Here is a 16,703-nt window from a genome sequence, read left to right as displayed (position 1 = left end):
TCATACTCTCCATACTGACATTTCCCTACTACAATTCTATCGAAGGATTTTATTTTTTTACTTATTTAGAAGTATAATATTTTATATTCTGACAAACCCGAACAAGATAGTACACTTATGATACATCAAAGATGAAACCACCTATTATTGAAGATGAGTAAAGTTTGGGTACAATTTCACTATGAAATTAGCCAGTATAGATGTAGGACTTAAACGTATAGGTGTGGCGATCTGCCTCGATGGAAAGATCGTCATGCCTCAAAATGCCATTTTACGAAAAAACCGTAATCAGGCGGCAAAGGATCTCAAGACATTTTTAGAAGAGTGGGAAATAGAAAAACTCATCGTAGGCCTGCCAAAAGATGCCCAAAGTTCTGAAGAGATGGAAAGACGTATCAAACATTTTGTGTCGCTGCTTGATCTAGATATAGAAGTCGCCTATCAGGATGAACAGAGTTCCAGTATTGAAGCCAAAGAACTTACCATGGGCCAGTTCAAACACAAAAAAGATGGGAAGCTCGATTCCATCGCTGCAAAGATCATCTTGGAACGATGGCTTGGAAAGTAATACACTAAAGTTTCTTCTTTAATCCTTGAATTCTCTTGTATGCTCTGTTGATATGCTCCTCTTTCACCTCTCCATTTTGAACCAATGTGACTATAGTATCGACCAGTTTTTTTGTGCTGACGGTTTTTTTAGGATCCAGCTGGTTTCCTATCAGTAAGATATCATCTCCTGCATTGATCGCCAATTTAAGTGTATTTTTCAACCCATATTTTTGACTGATCGCACCCATTTGAAGGTCATCTGTGATCACCACACCATGATAGCCCAGTTTCCAGCGTAACAACTTTGTAATCGTATTATACGAGAGACTTGCAGGGTATTTGGCATCTATATTTTGGTTAAAGACATGGGCAACCATGACTGTATCTGCTTTGTCTTTTAAAAGTCTATAAGGTTCCAATTCAATATCATCCCAAAGGTTCGTAATATCGACAAACCCTTTATGTGTGTCACCCACCGAAGAGCCATGTCCGGGAAAATGCTTGATGGAGGTAAGTACACCATTGCTATGCATAGCATCGATAAAGGTAGATGCATAGGTAGCAACCACTTTTGGGTCTTTACCAAAGGAACGTCCTAAACCATGAATCACATGGTTTTTCCTATTGATATCAAGGTCCACCACCGGTGCAAGATCGTAATTGATACCTACACTGCTGAGTTCTTCACTCATTTTTGTATAGGTTTCTTTGATCTTACCTTGATCCATTTTGATCACATCTGATGCTTTGGGAAACTTACCGTAAAAGCCGTATTTGCTTTTAAGTCTTTGTACCTTTCCTCCCTCTTGATCTACCGCAATCAGTAATTTCCCATCACTGCTGCATGCCTGAAGTTCTTTGGTCAGAGTGGCCAATTGTTCTTTTGTGGCAATATTCTTTGGCTTATTTTTATTCACCGGGTTATAATCAAATAAGATCACTGCCCCGAGGTTATAGGTTTCTATATCTTTACATATCTGACTCTCTTTAGATGCATGTGTACCATGAAAACCGACCATAAGTATTTGGCCGATTCTTTTTTCCAGTGACAACTCTTGTGCCCATGCATACGTACAAACAAACAATCCCAGACATAAAACTTTTTTTATCATTAAAAATATCCTTTATTTCATCTCACTATTATAGTGTAACTACTCTTTATTTGCATACGGTTAACCTTCCTGTATTACACTACACTTACAAGAGCATCGAGGGACACCTAAAATATTTCCCCTCCCTTTTATAAAGTATTTTAGGACTCCTTTTAAAAACATTTTCTCCTTGTCCCAAAGATGCTCTTAGAAAATACTTGATCCATTATTACCCTCCCTGATTTATAATGTGTTCTTCTATTAGTATTCAGTTAACCTTATATGACTATAATACTTTTACAAGAGCATCATCAAGAGATAGACCTCTCTCCCTAATATTTTTAGGTCTATTTCTCATATCATTTTTTCCCCTCCCCCTTTTACATACGATGATGCTCTTTGAAAAATCTTTTACAGAATTCGAAACAATTACACGATTTTTACATCTTCATAGTGTATAATCTGTTAAATCATCTATAAAGGCCCATTTTATGAAAAAACTATTCACCATATCCCTTCTACTTTTATCACTCTTCAGCTATACGCACGCAGCAGAAGATAAAAGATATTTAGCAGAAATGACCATGACCGACATCACAGGAAAAACCTATGACGTAAGAGGTACAGAACAAGGTCTTAACATTCAAGGTCTTGAGGGGAAAGTCATATTTTTAGAATTTTTCGGACATAAATGTCCTCCTTGCCTCGCTTCAATTCCACATTTAATTAAGCTTCAGGAAAAATATAAAGACACTTTAGCCATTGTCTCTATAGAAGTACAAGGTTATACCCATGAAGAGGTCAAGAAGTTTGCGGAAGAAAAAGGTATGAACTACATTGTAGTCTCCGAAGAGAGAGCAACTGAATTGGTAAATTATATTCAGCAAAGAGCACAATGGAGGGGAAGTATTCCTTTCTTGGTAGCCATGGACACAAAAGGTGATGTACAATTTGTACAAGCAGGTATGCTTCCAGAAGCATCATTGGAAGAACTTCTCTCACAACTTTCCAAAACAGCCAAATAATCTATCTCCCTATATACAGGGAGATATATTTTACTAAGAGAGCCTTACAATACCATTTTGTATCGTAATGATCCCCTCAAGCTCTGCTTCATACACCCTGTCACCAAACTTTTTAATACTTTCATCAAATGTAGGTGAGTTTTGGCAAAAATAAAAAAAATCATCTTTTGCTACTCCATCCTCTGCGATCTGCCCAAAAGTAGAAGCAAATGACTCTATGTCATGTATGGCTGTGGCCTTCATCGTGTGCAACAGCTGGTTCGTACCCAAACTTTCGTCAAGTCTTTGAGGAAGCACAAAGATCTTTTTACCCATTTTGAACGCATACTCTACAGAACGCATGGAACCACTATTGAGATCCGCCTCAGTAACAATAAGAATATCCCCGAGTGCAACGACCAGTTCATTTCGTACCACGAAACTCCATCCTGTGGCCCTGAAACCATCATTGAACTGGCTCAATACAAGTCCCTGAGTCTCTATACTTTCTATGAGATCTTTATTCACTGCCGGGTATCGTATATCCAATCCGTTGGCTACCACTGCTATGGTATTCTCTTCCCCCGCTCCGGCATGTGCGATCGTATCCACTCCCATCGCTGCTCCGCTGACCACACACACTCCTCTTTTGGCTAAAGCTTTGGCAAGTATATAGGTAGAGTGTCGTGTATAATTTGAGGGTCTTCTTGTTCCCACAATAGAAACTTTGGGTCGTTGCAGAAGATCCAGGTTACCCTTATAAAAAAGGGTGGAAGGATACTTCTTCATTGCATTCAAAGCGGGTAAATGTTGAGTGATTGTTTGACTCATGGGGTGCCTTTTTACACCCATGATATCATAGAGGCATATTGAGTATTAAAAATATTACATATTGTCATACTTTTCAAAAGAGTATGGTAATTCAAATTGTGCCCTGACTAAAAGGAGGAAATCCCCTTGAGCTGCAGATTATCGATAAAGTTCATCTAGATAGATTAGTTTTACATCGTTGAAAATCACAGCTGCACTTGAGAGCGCTTTCATTGTTGTTTGATGAGGATGTCCTATAGCGATAGCATACCCTTTTTTCTTTGCCATTTTGACTGCTTTTTGAAGCTGCAGATGAATATACGGGACCGTATGTATATTATCGATAAAGACATCTCTTGCAACATACGCATCACCAAAATCTTCTACTATCATAGGCACCTTGGTCGAAGCGATCGTTCGACTATCCACAAAGAGAAAACCTTCCTTACGAAGTGTTTTATAGAGTGTTCGCATCGCCGCATAGTTATCAGTAAACACAGAACCTGTATGGTTGTTGATATAGCGCGCAGTAGGGAAAAGTGTTCTAATCTCTTTTACTCTGGCTTCTATCTCTTCTTTGCTGAAATTTGTCATCAGTGTTTTCGTCTGTTGATTAAATTGTGCAGTCCCAGACTCCATAGGTAAGTGGATCATATAATGTTCCAAACCTTCAGCTAATTTATGTGAAGTCATCGAACGCTGTGATGGGGGAAATATGGATGGGGTGAGTTTGATACCCGTAGCCTGTATACTCTTGAGCTGACTTCTTGTTGTGACATCATCTATAATGATCACGAGTTTTGGCTGTTCGATCGTATCTGAAGTGATTGTTTTCTGAATGCTCCTTATCTTTGGTCTCTCTTCTTTTGTTACGACGTTCTCTTCATTCATTTCTTTTTGAGGTAAAGGTTTCTCAGAAGTATTCCTTTCCGTCTTTAGAGCTTTCCTAACAGCAATCTCCTGTTTTTCACGAGGTTTTTCTGTTTTGATCTTTGAAAGTTCCTCTAAAAGTTTCTTTGGACTCTCTGTGCTATCTGACTTATGGCTCTGTGTGAATGTTCTGTGACCATTCATCCTATCCTGCTGACCCAGAAAATATCCAAAAATCACCATAGAGATCATCAACAAAACACCTAGAACGATCAAAAAACTTTTTTTGAAAGTAGAACCTTTTGCAGGTTTTCTAGCTCTTCGTTTTTGTACTGGCTTTTTTCTGGAAGAAGATCTCGTATTAGTTTTTTTGGGTTGGTTTGCCATGAAGTCCACTGGTTGTTAAATTTCAGCTATTGTAACAAAGTAGCATTAAGAATGAGATATAAAATTTGACAGGATTAAAAAAAGTCCATAGACAATAAAACTAACTAAAGATTTTTAGTGATTTGTATTTAGATTTGAATGTTTGGGAAAGAGAAGCTACAAGTTGTAGCTGACCGCACCCATCATTCAAAGATGGATGCAAAGAACTAAAAAAAATTAGTTAGTTTCTTGGTCTACGATTTTGTTCGCTGAAATCCATGGCATCATTGCACGAAGCTTGTTACCTGTTTGCGTAATGAGTTTATCTTTGTCATTGTTACGCTCAGCATTCATTCTTGGGTATCCTGCTTGACCTTCAAGGATAAAGTCTTTGGCAAATCTACCATCTTGGATCTCTTTTAAGATATCTTTCATCGCTTGTTTTGACTCAGCGTTGATCACTCTTTTACCAGAAACATAATCACCATACTCAGCCGTGTTAGAGATAGAGTATCTCATGTCAGCGATCCCACCTTCGAACATAAGGTCAACGATAAGCTTAAGCTCGTGAAGACATTCAAAGTATGCAAGTTCTGGAGCATAACCCGCTTCAGTCAATGTTTCAAAACCAGCTTGTACCAATGCTGCTGTTCCACCACAAAGTACTGCTTGCTCACCGAAAAGGTCCGTTTCAGTTTCATCTTTAAACGTTGTTTCGATGATCGCTGTTCTACCACCACCGATAGCTGATGCATATGAAAGTGCCAACTCTCTAGTCGTACCGCTTGGGTTTTGACCCACAGCGATAAGATCCGGGATACCACCACCTCTTACAAATTCAGAACGTACAGTGTGACCTGGTGCTTTTGGTGCGATCATAGTAACGTTAATATCTGCTCTTGGGATGATTCTTCCGTAGTGAATGTTAAACCCGTGTCCAAATGCGATAGTCGCACCCTCTTTAAGGTTTGGCTCGATCTCGTTTTTATAGATCTCAGCTTGGTTTTCATCCGGAAGAAGGATCATAACTACATCTGCTTTTGCTGTAGCATCTGCAACAGAAAGTACTTCAAAGTTTTTAGCTGCAGCTTTTTTCCAAGAAGAACCACCTTCTCTTACACCAATCACAACATTTACACCTGAATCTCTAAGGTTTTCTGCATGCGCATGCCCTTGTGAACCGAAACCGATCATTGCTACTGTTTTTGACTTGATGATGTTGATATCACAATCTTTGTCATAATATACATTTAAAGTTGACATTTATTATCCTTGATGTACGAAGTACGAAAATTTTGGGGATTATATCCAAATAATACTTATTATCATAAATGTTATCCACAATTGTCTTTTATGATATAATAAATCTTCATATTGGAAAGGAGTGAATTTGATCGAATTTCTCAACGAAACTGTTTTATGGTGGCACTGGATCGTTTTTGGTATAGCATTGCTTATTTGGGATATGAGTATGGGGACCTTTTTTATCCTTGGACTGGGTATCGCTTCGATTATCGTAGGTATACTAGACATATTTTTAGATACCTCTTTTACACTCGAACTCACCATCTGGATGATACTCTCCATTCTTGTCATTACAGCATGGTTCAAGTGGTTCAGAGAAGAGCCTGTAACAGAAAGTGGACAGTCAAACTATAGACTCGATACTTTAGGTGTGGTCATGGAAGATATACAACCCCATAGCAGAGGAAAAGTCACTTTTGATACACCTGTGCTTGGGAATACCTCCTGGCATGCCATATCGAAAGTAGATATAGCCAAAGGGACACGTGTGAAGATCGTACAGATTAGTGGACAGCTCATAGAAGTTGCACCTATCACTCAAAACTAACTCAAGGAAAAAAAATGGAAATGTTAAATATCGTTATCATACTCGTCATTGCGGTGATCGTTACGCTCTACAAAGGGATTAATATCGTTCCTCAGGGAGAAGAATGGGTAGTAGAAAGACTAGGTAAATTTACGCGAACACTTACTCCGGGTCTCAACATTATCATCCCTTATCTTGAATCCATAAGAGAGCGTGTCTCTACGAGAGACCTTATTCTGGACATTCCTGAACAAGAGGTCATCACTAAAGACAATGCGGTCATCCACACCAATGCCGTTACTTTTGCACGTGTGACCAATCCTAGAGATGCCATCTATGGTATAGAGGATTTTAGAGTTGCCATACAGCAGCTTGTCATGACCACGTTACGTTCTATACTTGGAGAGATGAGCCTTGATGATGCACTTTCAAACCGTGAACACATTAAAGCTAAACTCAAAGACTCCATTATTGATGACGTTGCCGACTGGGGTGTCACAGTCAAATCTGTTGAGATACAAGACATCAATCCCAGTGCTTCTATGCAAGCCTCCATGGAGAGACAGGCAGCTGCAGAAAGAGAAAGACGTGCCATAGAGACCACCGCTGAAGGTAACAAAAATGCTGCCATCTTAGAAGCAGACGGTAAACTAGAAGCGGCTAAAAGAGAAGCACAAGCGCAGGTTGCACTGGCAAATGCTTCAGCAGAAGCTATCCGTATGATAAGCGAAAACATAAAAGATCAGGAACTTCCTGCCATGTTCTTACTGGGTGACAGATATATCAGTTCTTTAGAACAGATCAGTAAAAGTGAAAATTCAAAATTTGTGATTTACCCTGCCGATCTACAAGGTGCGATTAAAGGTATGTTGGGGAATGTCTTTAAAAAGTAACTGACTTGTGCCAAATAACATAAAAAGCTTATGTCAATGATATATTTATGGGGCTTAACATAGCATCTTTTGCTAGCTCTTGTACATTATTCTAAAATTTGTTACTCTAACACTGATACTGAGACTAATGCAAGTCTTTGTGTTAGAGAGTTAGCGTGCTACTTCATATACTCACACGGTCATCACGATCCCTATCAAACCAATACATCATTTTTTAAATTTCATTTTCTTTCTTGATTTTGTCTCTATGCATAAATAAATATAACTCTACAGAAGTCTAGGTTTTTATAGGTTACTGGCTTCGCATATCATTGTATAACCTTATAAAGTAATATATTTGATACGTTTGTCTCTGCCTGTCAGCTGCTTCTTGAATTTAAATGATTATTTTTTATACAATAGAATGAATATTATTCATACAAAACTACATTATACTACTCATAAGCAAAACATATAACGCTAATAAATGTTATATCCTGCTGGACAATGGAGTGATGATTATCTGTATCATCAAGAGGCAATCAAGTTATAGCGTGATCCATTTTGCCTGTAACACTATTATGAATTAAAAAAAGGAATGAAAATGTCAAAACTACTTATCACAACATGGAGTAAATCATGTCTTATTTAGCCCCTACAGAATTTGTGAAAAAAATGGTTGACTCCGGTGAGTCAAAAGTCTATATGTCTACAAAAGATACTCTGATCCGTGCTTACATGGCGGGAGCAATTTTAGCACTAGCGGCTGTGTTTGCAATTACTGTTGCGATGAAAACAGGTTCAGGTCTTGTGGGTGCAGCCTTCTTCCCTGTCGGATTTATCATGCTCTATTTAATGAGCTTTGATCTCTTGACAGGTGTATTTGTATTGGTGCCATTGGCATGGATCGATAAACGACCGGGAGTGACTGTAGGTCAGATACTTAGAAACTGGGGTCTAGTGGGACTTGGTAACCTTGGAGGTGCGTTAACGGTCGCGGTTATGATGGCGTTCATCTTTACCTATGGTTTTGATACGGATGGTGGTGCTATTGCCCAAAAAGTTGCAGGTATCGGTGAAGCCAGAACACTGGGGTATCAGGCACACGGTATTTCTGGTTGGTTTACTGTATTCATCCGTGGAATGCTTTGTAACTGGATGGTAGCAATGGGTGTTGTGGGTGCGATGATCTCTACAACAGTGAGTGGTAAAGCGATCGCTATGTGGATGCCGATCATGCTGTTCTTCTTCATGGGCTTTGAACACTCGATCGTTAACATGTTCCTTTTCCCATTCTCTTTGATCATGGATGGTGACTTTACAGTTGTAGACTATCTTCTTTGGAATGAGGTTCCGGTTGCACTGGGTAACCTAACAGGTGGTCTTCTCTTCACAGGATTGACACTCTATGCAACACACGTTAAAACTGGAGCAAAACGTGAACTGAACAATGCTTCATACAAATCAAAAAACCCTTCAGCTGCATAAGCTGAAAGGTAAAAACACTAGTCAAAAAGGATAGAGTAAATGAAAAAAATAGAAATGACGGAAGCGATCATCCTGGCAAAAAAAAGTGCCAAGATGAGCTGGGAAGCGTTGGCTGAGAAAGTGGGTCTATCGACCACTTTCGTTACTTCGGCCTGTTTGGGGATGAACAGCCTCAAAAAGGAACCTGCAGAAAAACTCTGTGAAGTACTTGGTTTGGATGAAGAGGTTGCGATCACTTTACAAGAGTATCCCAACAAGACCTGGGACTTTACGATACCCCAGGATCCATTGGTCTATCGTCTGTACGAAGTCGTCGGTGTGTATGGTGAAACGATCAAAGAGATCGTGGGTGAAAAGTTCGGAGATGGTATCATGAGTGCCATTGATTTCTCTTTGGATATCTACAAAGAAGAAAACCCACTGGGTGACAGGGTGGTGATCACTATGAATGGTAAATTCTTGCCTTACAAATCATGGTAGTGTAGTGCTCAAAGATTAATGCCGGCAGGTCTTAATCTTTCACTACAATCAAAAATAAAATAGAAAAGTGTTGAATTAAGGGCGTTTTCTCACGCAAAAGCTTTTAATTAAACCCTTTTAAAACCTAAACTCTCAAGAGTATAGATCCAGATACTATAAGGTGACAAAACACAATGGAAAAACAATTAAAGATCTCTATTGGCGAATACTCCACTAAAGGCCGAAAAGAGGTCAATCAGGATTTTCATGATATTTGTGTACCTCAAGAACCCCAATTAACCAACAAAGGGATCGCCATTGCTCTGGCTGATGGGATCAGCAGCAGTGAAGTCAGTCAAACAGCAAGTAAAACGGCAGTCACCTCATTTTTAATGGATTATTTCAGTACACCTGAATCCTGGTCCGTGCGAAAATCTGCACAACGTGTGATCACGGCAACGAACTCTTGGCTCTATGCACAGACCAGACAAAGCCAATACTGCTATGATGCCAATAAAGGCTATGTCTGTACCTTCAGTGCAATGGTGGTCAGGTCAACCACAGCCCATATTTTCCATGTGGGTGATGCCCGTATCTATCGATTGAGAGATGACAAGATGGAACAGTTGACCGAAGACCACCGTATGTGGGTGACACAGGAAAAAAGTTATCTTGGTCGTGCCTTGGGTGTGGATTCGGATCTGAAGATCGATTACGATACACTGCCCGTAGAGGTTAATGATATTTTTTTATTTATGACAGACGGTGTGTATGAGTATGTCAGTTCTGCTCTTATGATCAGTATCATAGAGTCATGCAGTGGTGACCTGAATGCTGCAGCGAAACACATTGTCGAAACAGCCTATGAAAATGAGAGTGATGACAATCTGACCATTCAGCTTGTCAAAGTGGAGACACTGCCCGATAAAGATGCCAATGAGATCCAAAAACAATTGAGTGAAAAGCCCCTTCCTCCCATACTTGAAGCACGGATGCTATTTGATGGGTACAAGATCATCCGTGAGTTGAGTGCCAGCAGTAGAAGTCATGTGTACCTGGCTGTGGATATGGAGACGGATACCTCTGTGGTTCTCAAAACACCTTCCATTGACCTTAGTGAAGACAAGGCGTATCTCGAACGATTCCTGCTTGAAGAGTGGATCGCCATACGTATGAACAATGCGCATCTGGTCAAATCCTATCTGCAGACGCGTCAACGCAATTATATTTACAATGTGACAGAATTCATTGATGGTCAAACACTGACACAGTGGATGATCGATCATCCCAATCCGACCATAGAAACCGTCCGTGAAATTGCAGAACAGATAGCCAAAGGCTTGCTTGCTCTTCATCGCCAGGAGATGATACATCAGGATCTGAGACCTGATAATATTATGATCGACAGTACAGGAACAGTGAAGATCATTGATTTTGGTTCAACCAGAATTCAAGGAATTGTGGAGAGCAATGCCTATATGGAACAAGAGAACATACTTGGAACGGCACCATACACCGCACCGGAATATTTTCTGGGCGAGGTCGGCACAACAAGATCAGATCTTTTTTCACTGGCAGTGATCATCTATCAGATGATCTCAGGTGAACTTCCTTATGGTACGCAGGTAGCTAAATCTACAACTAAAAAGGCCCAAAAAAAACTGAAATACAAACATTTACATACTGAGACCCATGAGGTTCCCATGTGGATCGATGACGCACTTAAAAAAGCATTGGAACCGAATCCATACAAACGTTATGGAGAATTGTCTGAATTTTTATATGACCTGCGTCATCCCAATAAAGCCTTTTTAAATAAGTCCAGACCACCACTCTTGGAACGCAATCCGGTACTTTTCTGGAAGATGGTCTCTTTGGTGTTATCGATCATCATTGTGATATTGTTAAATCAATGATATTCAAATCATTTGCAAACAAAATAGATGAGATTAAAAATGATTATTTTTTATACAGGTTATTGAATAAAGCTGTGTAAATTAAGATTATACTAATGATATGAAAACTATGAAGGCACCTTGTCCTCCTTTTTTATACTTCTGGTTTTCTAGTAACTTTTATTTTAGATTGTATCATTCATACTTGTCTGCATACTTCCTTTAATCTTGTCCAAAGTGTTAAAAGTTACTCTCCTTTACATAAACATCTACTAAAAACCTTATAACATATATAATTTTATAAGGTTTTTAGTAGAAGATATTTTCGATATACTCTTAATACCGAAATATTGTAATAACTGTGTAAAATGTTCTTCTAATCAATAGTTATGAATCACTTACAAATAAATTTTATTAAGGAGTATCATGAAAAAACTAACCTCATTTATTAATACTCTCTTATTCCCTGTTTTATTAGTGGCAACACCAAATGAGACAAACTATCTAAGACTAAAAACAACTTGGGACAACAATATCACATATCTCAAGTTTATGTTGAAATCTCCAATGATTGGAGAAGAACGATATAATAATCAAAAAGGTATGGAGGAAAATTATATTAGTCATATTTCAGTAATAGATATAAAAAATGATAAAAAAATATTAGATGTTTCTACAAGTCCTTATATGCGTGAAAATCTAATTATTAAATTTAAATATATTGATATTGAGGGATCTGAAAATATAAAATTTATTATTACTGACAACAAAGGTTCTCAAAATAATTATGATGCAAATACCAACAAAGGCAAGAGCCAATATTTGACTCCATCTAAAGCCACAGCATTATATGACAAAGTAGAAACAATTAATTACAGAAAACAAAATCCTCAAATTTTTAAATCTAAAAATATTGATGAAGCGATAAAAGCACTTTATGGTACCGTAAAGGAACCTATTGAAAACAAAATAACGCTTTCTTTAAAAGAACATAATTATTGTCATACACTAATTCCTATTCATATTTCGTCCGATGTTGACTTGGAATCTTTTGCAATTTTTAATAATCAAAACAAATATCCCACAATAGCGGTATTTTCTCTTGATAAAGTGAAAATGATAGATCTTAAATTTAATGTGCGTATGTTTACCTGTACTGACTATTCTATTATTATCGTAGGAAAAGACAGTATGGGAAATATTTATATAACAAGCGAGAAGGCTCGTGTGGCTTGTGCAGATGGTTGTGGTGGTGGAGGATAAATGAAAGATTTTATCTAATTAATAAATAAGATATCATAGTAAATATAAGGAGTCATTACGAACTTTGTATTTTCTAAAAATGAAAACAAGACATTCTCGATATAAATCGTACACAATTTAATAGTGGCAATTGATATTTCCATTGTCTACTTCTTTGACAAATTGTATATGATGAGAAACTTGATATAACTCCCCATCTATTCCTTTCCCAACTATGATAATTTTTCCATCTTTTTCCATACTAATACTGATATAATCAGGGATAGTCTTATTGAAAAAATTTATGGTAGCAATAGTTGCATAAGTATTATTATCTGTAAAAATTGCCAGTGATTCAAATTGAACATCTGATTTCATTTTCAAAGTAACACCATGACTACTTTCTTCCATTGGATCTGGAATACAAAGCAAGATTTTCCCAAATATTGGTTCTCTTGAACCATATAAGAATGTTTTAGCAGTTTCGCTATCTTTTATTTTCCATAGCTGGTGATCTGTATATTCATTTTTAATTAAATCTTGTGAACTAATTTGTCTAACTTTGACATTTTCATTATGAATACTTTTAATTCTTTGATCAGTATGCCCAAGACTATCAATATAAGATAACTTAATATTTTTAGCATTTGGCCTTTTATTTACAAAAAAACTGACTCCTAGTATTCCTCCACTCAATGGATTTGACGACGCATCGTATAGTTTATGGCCATCTAGTTCAAGCGAAAAATATGTTATCTTAACAAAATCTTTTACTTTCTTCGGGTATTTAAACTTTACATTTGTAAGTATGTCATGTGTAAAATCATGAATAACAAACCCAACTTTATACTTATTATCTTGTCCAAATAACTGTAAAGACATAATTAATAAAATTAAAATAATTTTTCTCATTAAACTCTTCCACTTCTTGAATAAAATATTATAACAAAAGTCAAAACCTTATAATCTAAAATAGAATATGGAAAGAATGAAGACCTCATAAAGTTATATATTTTATAAGGCTGTTAGACCAAGATGTTTTTGTTATACTCATGACACTGAAATCTCATAACAGAAGGTACAAAATGGAAATATATTTTAATCCAACAGGAAGCATTAATAGAATGACATATTTTCGTCATTCTATGATAGTTATCGGAATAGCACTTCTGGTAATATTCATTACGATAATAGTTGGTGTATCTGAGAGAATATTACCTAATTCGCCTATGGGTTATTTAATGTCAATTCCTACGATAATTATTTTTCACTACACGTTTATCATACTTACTGTAAAACGTTTACGACATATAGGAAAATCAGAATGGTGGAGTGTATTAATATTAGTTCCTTTTCTCTCCAATGTTGTCCATTTAGTACTTTTATTCGTTAAAGGCAAAGAGTAAATAAATACAAGTCTCTGAAAGAGCTAGTTCTTATTATTGAATAAGGGATACAGGATGAGATCAAGGAGATATACGCATGATCAAGATTAATGAAACTTTACAAATTGATACTAAGTAAGAGAAGAAATGGGCAAAACTTTAATTATTATTGGATTAGGAATAGCATATTTATGTTGGATTACAAGACGTGGATATGATTATATTGGACAAAAAAGCATTGAAAATGGTGCAGAAAGGCTTGAAGAAAAAACAAAGCATACACGAGAACAATTACAAAACAATGAAAAAGTAACTGTCATAGAACGGTTACACCTTTGGAATTTTTATGCTAGTAGGTTTGTATATAGTTCACTTATTTACGGTACATATGCTGGTCTTATTTTAAGTATCATTGGGATTATATTGTTAATTATCAAATAAGACTTAATGAAAACCTTATAATCTAACATAGTTTCTAGCGTTGGAGAAATCCTCATAAATTTATATATTTTATAAGGTTTTCATACTAAAGGCTGATTTAACGTTTAAAATACTACTTATATATATTTTAATTTGTATCCCTCAGTTCAACATAAAGGTATGTCCTCTGCGGTTCACAAAATGATATTCCAGATGTCGAAAAATCCTGCTGATACACTTTGCCATTTCGTAAACGATACACAATGGCAACTGTATAAGGATTAGTATATCCTGTAAATTTAAATTGGCTAGTTGGTGTTGTAAACGAGCGAAGATCAGCTGTAAAATTCTTTTCGTTAATTGGTACAGTTATGGGAAAGCCGATGCTATGATTTTCCGGAATTCTTATGACGTATTGGACAACCTTTTCCCTATATGAGGCTAGAACCATCAATGATTCTACTTCATGCACAGCAGATATGCGAAGGTATTCACCATCTCCACTTACAGCAAGTTTAGGGTCGTCGGATTCATGATCCCAATGGGAATAGGCCTTATTCTTTGTTTTTATCACATCAGAAGTGCCGTAGAGTATTTTAATGGCCTCTTCGAAACTAGTTGCCGCCCAAAGCTTTGGGTGTGTAGTATGATAATTATTGGATTTATAATCCTCTTTGATTTTAGAGGTATTATGTATAAGTGTCAGATCCTCTAGAATGCTTTGATTGATTGGCTTAGAACATTTGAGCTGCTCACCTGTATTGTAGGTCAAAATTGCTTGCAGTGTATTTGATTCATTCGTATTATCGGCATATAAAGAGATTATTTGCATTGGGAATACACTATCCGATGTCGATGCATCATAGAGGACATTCTCACCTTTTTTAAGTAAAATGTGTGTGATATAACGTAGTTCCGTTGCTTTTTTTTGCTTTATTTTATAATAGTTATTGGCATCTCTCATTCTAAACTTTACGTACATTGAACCACCAATGCTTTTTGCTTTCAATCTCACATCATGACTACAGGTGTCTGAGTAAAGAGTGGCGAATAAGATGGCAATTAAAAATATTATTCTTGTTGGATGTATCATGGAGCTCATTATGTTTTCCTAACTATGTTATTAGAGGAAATAAATGTACTTTCTCCCCTTTTTTGAAGCATTTGTAGTATACAAAAAATGTCCAGCTATCACAAGAAATACAACAGGTGAGAAATCCTCATAAAGTTATATATTTTATAAGGTTTTCAAACTAAAAAACTGACTAATCAAAAAGCTGCAAGTGGGTTTATGATTGGTGTTATGGTTTCAGTAAACCTTGTTTTGCCATTCTATTAGAATAGTAAACAAGGAAGATAACCCAAAGTAGTCCAAGGACATGAGCAGCAATGCCACCACTCTCGGATAATGACATAATATTTGTTCCAGATTTCATAAGATTGTAAATTTGGCTTATTATATAAAAAAAAGCATACGCCCAAAAGAGTTTTACCGCAATAAGTTTTTTGCGTATCAACATGAATGAGGCTACAAAGGCTAAAATTGGATTGATTATTACTTTTAAATGATCAATAACTCCAAGTGAAGCGTAGTATTCTTTCATATGTGGATCATCTACAGAAAGATATCCAAGTATGACAGCTAAAAAAGATAGGAGCCCAACTATCCCAAGAAAAGAGATTATAAAAATAATCCAAGCTACTACAGGAACTTTTATTTTTTGAGCTTGTTGTTCATAAACATTTTCCATTTTTATTGGTGTGTAGAGTCTTATTAGGCTACGGCTGTTTGTAGAATTTTCAAGTTCGAAAAATATTTTTTTGTAAAAACGAAGAAAATTGTAAAAATAATTCCGAAAAAGACAGTATTGTAAACAATTCCGATGATATTGAAACCATTGAAAATACTAAGTGCCCACATACATGCAGCTAAAACTCCAAAGACTATTATCGAGATTTTTGAACTACGTTGAGGGTTTGAAACGGTAAATTTCTTGTTAATGTACGAAAGTGAATATTTCACACCAAGAAAGACGAAACCAATACTGACCAAATCTTTGAGAATCATAAGTGTTGTAACATCAAGAGACTTACCTAAAAATTTGAGTACAAAGTACCCCGTAAGTAATCCAAAGAATGGAAATATAATAGTTGTATGTAGTATGTGATGTACGACAATACTTGTAGCCGATTTTTCTTTTTTCACTTTTGCTCCTTTTGTAACCTGATTATTTATTAGAAGAACAAAATGTTCTCTATTATTTTTATTAAAGCATTGTATTATACAAAAAAAATGTCCTATTATCTTTAAGGGAAGTATTAGTGATCATGTGAACTTAGCAAATGCTTGTATAATTGCCTAGAAAACAAAAACCTTATAATATGACGGGGAAGAAACCTCATAAAGTTATATATTTTATA

18 protein-coding genes are annotated in these 16,703 nt (G+C 36.5%); 10 read left to right on the top strand and 8 right to left on the bottom strand.

From position 1 onward, the window contains the following. Nucleotides 1-181: 181 nt before the first annotated feature. Complete coding sequence (ruvX, locus tag PF327_RS07960) at nucleotides 182-568, top strand: Holliday junction resolvase RuvX (RefSeq protein ID WP_289402064.1); 387 nt, start codon at nucleotides 182-184, stop codon at nucleotides 566-568. 4 nt (nucleotides 569-572) lie between these two features. Here ruvX and PF327_RS07955 read toward each other — a convergent pair whose 3' ends face one another. After that, entirely contained in the window at nucleotides 573-1,661 is a 1,089-nt protein-coding gene (locus tag PF327_RS07955; protein WP_289402063.1) for a glycoside hydrolase family 3 protein, read from the bottom strand. A 470-nt stretch (nucleotides 1,662-2,131) separates the two neighbouring features. Here PF327_RS07955 and PF327_RS07950 point away from each other — a divergent pair, with 470 nt between their 5' ends. Further along, on the top strand, nucleotides 2,132-2,665 hold the full coding sequence (locus PF327_RS07950; RefSeq protein ID WP_008245362.1) for a TlpA family protein disulfide reductase: 534 nt from the start codon (nucleotides 2,132-2,134) through the stop codon (nucleotides 2,663-2,665). Nucleotides 2,666-2,698: 33 nt separating this feature from the next. Here the strand turns inward: PF327_RS07950 and PF327_RS07945 are convergent, their stop codons facing one another. From PF327_RS07945 to ilvC, 3 genes are all read right to left on the bottom strand, one after another. After that, on the bottom strand, nucleotides 2,699-3,475 hold the full coding sequence (locus tag PF327_RS07945; protein ID WP_289402062.1) for a DNA-processing protein DprA: 777 nt from the start codon (nucleotides 3,473-3,475) through the stop codon (nucleotides 2,699-2,701). 138 nt (nucleotides 3,476-3,613) lie between these two features. Further along, complete coding sequence (locus tag PF327_RS07940; protein WP_289402061.1) at nucleotides 3,614-4,711, bottom strand: divergent polysaccharide deacetylase family protein; 1,098 nt, start codon at nucleotides 4,709-4,711, stop codon at nucleotides 3,614-3,616. A gap of 216 nt (nucleotides 4,712-4,927) precedes the next feature. Further along, nucleotides 4,928-5,953 carry a ketol-acid reductoisomerase gene (ilvC, locus tag PF327_RS07935; protein WP_008245366.1) on the bottom strand — a complete coding sequence of 342 codons (1,026 nt, stop codon included), beginning with the start codon at nucleotides 5,951-5,953 and terminating at the stop codon, nucleotides 4,928-4,930. Nucleotides 5,954-6,080: 127 nt separating this feature from the next. On the opposite strand from ilvC, the gene PF327_RS07930 reads away from it, so the two are divergent. From PF327_RS07930 to PF327_RS07905, 6 genes are all read left to right on the top strand, one after another. Then, nucleotides 6,081-6,542, top strand: a complete 462-nt coding sequence (locus PF327_RS07930) for an NfeD family protein (protein ID WP_289402060.1) — start codon at nucleotides 6,081-6,083, stop codon at nucleotides 6,540-6,542. 14 nt (nucleotides 6,543-6,556) lie between these two features. Beyond that, on the top strand, nucleotides 6,557-7,414 hold the full coding sequence (locus tag PF327_RS07925; RefSeq protein ID WP_008245368.1) for an SPFH domain-containing protein: 858 nt from the start codon (nucleotides 6,557-6,559) through the stop codon (nucleotides 7,412-7,414). A 618-nt stretch (nucleotides 7,415-8,032) separates the two neighbouring features. Further along, on the top strand, nucleotides 8,033-8,881 hold the full coding sequence (locus tag PF327_RS07920; RefSeq protein WP_289402059.1) for a formate/nitrite transporter family protein: 849 nt from the start codon (nucleotides 8,033-8,035) through the stop codon (nucleotides 8,879-8,881). Nucleotides 8,882-8,920: 39 nt separating this feature from the next. Continuing rightward, nucleotides 8,921-9,361: a cyanase gene (gene cynS, locus PF327_RS07915; RefSeq protein WP_289402058.1), complete on the top strand. Its 441-nt coding sequence runs from the start codon at nucleotides 8,921-8,923 to the stop codon at nucleotides 9,359-9,361. A 173-nt stretch (nucleotides 9,362-9,534) separates the two neighbouring features. After that, on the top strand, nucleotides 9,535-11,256 hold the full coding sequence (locus PF327_RS07910) for a bifunctional protein-serine/threonine kinase/phosphatase (RefSeq protein WP_289402057.1): 1,722 nt from the start codon (nucleotides 9,535-9,537) through the stop codon (nucleotides 11,254-11,256). A gap of 405 nt (nucleotides 11,257-11,661) precedes the next feature. Continuing rightward, nucleotides 11,662-12,498 (top strand): thiosulfate oxidation carrier complex protein SoxZ, encoded by an 837-nt coding sequence (locus PF327_RS07905; protein WP_289402056.1) that lies wholly within the window; start codon nucleotides 11,662-11,664, stop codon nucleotides 12,496-12,498. 117 nt (nucleotides 12,499-12,615) lie between these two features. Here PF327_RS07905 and PF327_RS07900 read toward each other — a convergent pair whose 3' ends face one another. Continuing rightward, nucleotides 12,616-13,389, bottom strand: a complete 774-nt coding sequence (locus tag PF327_RS07900; RefSeq protein WP_289402055.1) for a hypothetical protein — start codon at nucleotides 13,387-13,389, stop codon at nucleotides 12,616-12,618. A gap of 140 nt (nucleotides 13,390-13,529) precedes the next feature. Between PF327_RS07900 and PF327_RS11470 the strand changes: the two genes are divergently transcribed. Then, entirely contained in the window at nucleotides 13,530-13,883 is a 354-nt protein-coding gene (locus tag PF327_RS11470; protein WP_353049169.1) for a DUF805 domain-containing protein, read from the top strand. 126 nt (nucleotides 13,884-14,009) lie between these two features. Continuing rightward, complete coding sequence (locus tag PF327_RS07895; RefSeq protein ID WP_289402054.1) at nucleotides 14,010-14,303, top strand: hypothetical protein; 294 nt, start codon at nucleotides 14,010-14,012, stop codon at nucleotides 14,301-14,303. Nucleotides 14,304-14,430: 127 nt separating this feature from the next. Here the strand turns inward: PF327_RS07895 and PF327_RS07890 are convergent, their stop codons facing one another. The 3 genes from PF327_RS07890 to PF327_RS07880 all read right to left on the bottom strand — a co-directional run bounded on the left by PF327_RS07890 (nucleotide 14,431) and on the right by PF327_RS07880 (nucleotide 16,488). Continuing rightward, complete coding sequence (locus PF327_RS07890) at nucleotides 14,431-15,264, bottom strand: hypothetical protein (RefSeq protein ID WP_289402053.1); 834 nt, start codon at nucleotides 15,262-15,264, stop codon at nucleotides 14,431-14,433. A 319-nt stretch (nucleotides 15,265-15,583) separates the two neighbouring features. Further along, nucleotides 15,584-16,033 carry a hypothetical protein gene (locus PF327_RS07885; protein WP_289402052.1) on the bottom strand — a complete coding sequence of 150 codons (450 nt, stop codon included), beginning with the start codon at nucleotides 16,031-16,033 and terminating at the stop codon, nucleotides 15,584-15,586. A 23-nt stretch (nucleotides 16,034-16,056) separates the two neighbouring features. Further along, nucleotides 16,057-16,488 (bottom strand): hypothetical protein, encoded by a 432-nt coding sequence (locus tag PF327_RS07880; RefSeq protein WP_289402051.1) that lies wholly within the window; start codon nucleotides 16,486-16,488, stop codon nucleotides 16,057-16,059. Nucleotides 16,489-16,703 lie beyond the last annotated feature (215 nt).

The organism is Sulfurovum xiamenensis (genome assembly GCF_030347995.1).
Taxonomy (GTDB): domain Bacteria; phylum Campylobacterota; class Campylobacteria; order Campylobacterales; family Sulfurovaceae; genus Sulfurovum; species Sulfurovum xiamenensis.
This window is presented reverse-complemented; position numbering and strand designations above follow the sequence as displayed.